The 2,787-nt window shown below is 53.2% G+C and carries 1 rRNA gene; it reads left to right on the top strand.

The window, feature by feature from the left end:
* Positions 1-18: 18 nt before the first annotated feature.
* Positions 19-2,787: ribosomal RNA gene (locus CFB35_RS33855) — 23S ribosomal RNA — on the top strand; the annotation flags it as partial.

Genomic DNA, 2,787 nt, shown 5'->3' with positions numbered 1-2,787 from the left:
GAGACAGACTCGTTATAGGGTCAAGCGAACAAGTGCATGTGGTGGATGCCTTGGCGATCACAGGCGATGAAGGACGCGGTAGCCTGCGAAAAGCTACGGGGAGCTGGCAAACGAGCTTTGATCCGTAGATGTCCGAATGGGGAAACCCACTCCTTTTGGAGTATCCATGGCTGAATACATAGGCCATGCGAAGCGAACGCGGTGAACTGAAACATCTAAGTAACCGCAGGAAAAGAAATCAACCGAGATTCCCAAAGTAGTGGCGAGCGAAATGGGATGAGCCTTGCACTCTTTATTTGTATTGTTAGCCGAACGCTCTGGAAAGTGCGGCCATAGCAGGTGATAGCCCTGTAGGCGAAAACAGTATGAAAGAACTAGGTGTGCGACAAGTAGGGCGGGACACGTGAAATCCTGTCTGAAGATGGGGGGACCATCCTCCAAGGCTAAATACTCGTGATCGACCGATAGTGAACCAGTACCGTGAGGGAAAGGCGAAAAGAACCCCGGGAGGGGAGTGAAATAGATCCTGAAACCGCATGCATACAAACAGTCGGAGCCTCTTCGGGGGTGACGGCGTACCTTTTGTATAATGGGTCAGCGACTTACGTTCAGTAGCAAGCTTAACCGTATAGGGCAGGCGTAGCGAAAGCGAGTCCGAATAGGGCGTTCAGTTGCTGGGCGTAGACCCGAAACCAGGTGATCTATCCATGGCCAGGATGAAGGTGCGGTAACACGTACTGGAGGTCCGAACCCACTAACGTTGAAAAGTTAGGGGATGAGCTGTGGATAGGGGTGAAAGGCTAAACAAACCTGGAAATAGCTGGTTCTCTCCGAAAACTATTTAGGTAGTGCCTCGTGTCTCACCTTCGGGGGTAGAGCACTGTCATGGTTGGGGGGTCTATTGCAGATTACCCCGCCATAGCAAACTCCGAATACCGAAGAGTGCAATCACGGGAGACAGACATCGGGTGCTAACGTCCGGTGTCAAGAGGGAAACAACCCAGACCGCCAGCTAAGGTCCCCAAATATAGCTAAGTGGGAAACGAAGTGGGAAGGCTAAAACAGTCAGGAGGTTGGCTTAGAAGCAGCCACCCTTTAAAGAAAGCGTAATAGCTCACTGATCGAGTCGTCCTGCGCGGAAGATGTAACGGGGCTAAGCTATATACCGAAGCTGCGGATGCGAGCTTGCTCGCATGGTAGGAGAGCGTTCCGTAAGCCTGCGAAGGTGCCTTGTAAAGGGTGCTGGAGGTATCGGAAGTGCGAATGCTGACATGAGTAGCGATAAAGGGGGTGAAAGGCCCCCTCGCCGTAAGCCCAAGGTTTCCTACGCAACGTTCATCGGCGTAGGGTGAGTCGGCCCCTAAGGCGAGGCAGAAATGCGTAGCTGATGGGAAGCAGGTCAATATTCCTGCACCATTGTTAGATGCGATGGGGGGACGGATCGCGGAAGGTTGTCCGGGTGTTGGAAGTCCCGGTCGCTGCATTGGAGAAGGCGCTTAGGCAAATCCGGGCGCGTAATTCAAGGGTGTGGCGCGAGCTCCTTCGGGAGCGAAGCAATTGGAAGTGGTTCCAAGAAAAGCCTCTAAGCTTCAGTCTAACGATGACCGTACCGCAAACCGACACAGGTGGGCGAGATGAGTATTCTAAGGCGCTTGAGAGAACTCGGGAGAAGGAACTCGGCAAATTGGTACCGTAACTTCGGGATAAGGTACGCCCTTGTAGCTTGACTGGCCTGCGCCAGGAGGGTGAAGGGGTTGCAATAAACTGGTGGCTGCGACTGTTTAATAAAAACACAGCACTCTGCAAACACGAAAGTGGACGTATAGGGTGTGACGCCTGCCCGGTGCCGGAAGATTAAATGATGGGGTGCAAGCTCTTGATTGAAGTCCCGGTAAACGGCGGCCGTAACTATAACGGTCCTAAGGTAGCGAAATTCCTTGTCGGGTAAGTTCCGACCTGCACGAATGGCGTAACGATGGCCACACTGTCTCCTCCCGAGACTCAGCGAAGTTGAAGTGTTTGTGATGATGCAATCTACCCGCGGCTAGACGGAAAGACCCCATGAACCTTTACTGTAGCTTTGCATTGGACTTTGAACCGATCTGTGTAGGATAGGTGGGAGGCTATGAAACCGGAACGCTAGTTTCGGTGGAGCCGTCCTTGAAATACCACCCTGGTTTGTTTGAGGTTCTAACCTTGGCCCGTGATCCGGGTCGGGGACAGTGCATGGTAGGCAGTTTGACTGGGGCGGTCTCCTCCCAAAGCGTAACGGAGGAGTACGAAGGTACGCTAGGTACGGTCGGAAATCGTGCTGATAGTGCAATGGCATAAGCGTGCTTAACTGCGAGACCGACAAGTCGAGCAGGTGCGAAAGCAGGTCATAGTGATCCGGTGGTTCTGTATGGAAGGGCCATCGCTCAACGGATAAAAGGTACTCTGGGGATAACAGGCTGATACCGCCCAAGAGTTCATATCGACGGCGGTGTTTGGCACCTCGATGTCGGCTCATCTCATCCTGGGGCTGTAGCCGGTCCCAAGGGTATGGCTGTTCGCCATTTAAAGAGGTACGTGAGCTGGGTTTAAAACGTCGTGAGACAGTTTGGTCCCTATCTGCCGTGGGCGTTGGATATTTGAAGGGGGCTGCTCCTAGTACGAGAGGACCGGAGTGGACGAACCTCTGGTGTACCGGTTGTCACGCCAGTGGCATCGCCGGGTAGCTATGTTCGGAAGAGATAACCGCTGAAAGCATCTAAGCGGGAAACTCGCCTTAAGATGAGATATCCCTGG

The sequence above is a fragment of the Burkholderia sp. AU16482 genome, from assembly GCF_002223285.1.
GTDB classification, from domain to species: domain Bacteria; phylum Pseudomonadota; class Gammaproteobacteria; order Burkholderiales; family Burkholderiaceae; genus Burkholderia; species Burkholderia semiarida.
The sequence above is the reverse complement of the archived record's forward strand: the minus strand, read 5'-3'. Positions and strand labels throughout refer to the sequence as shown.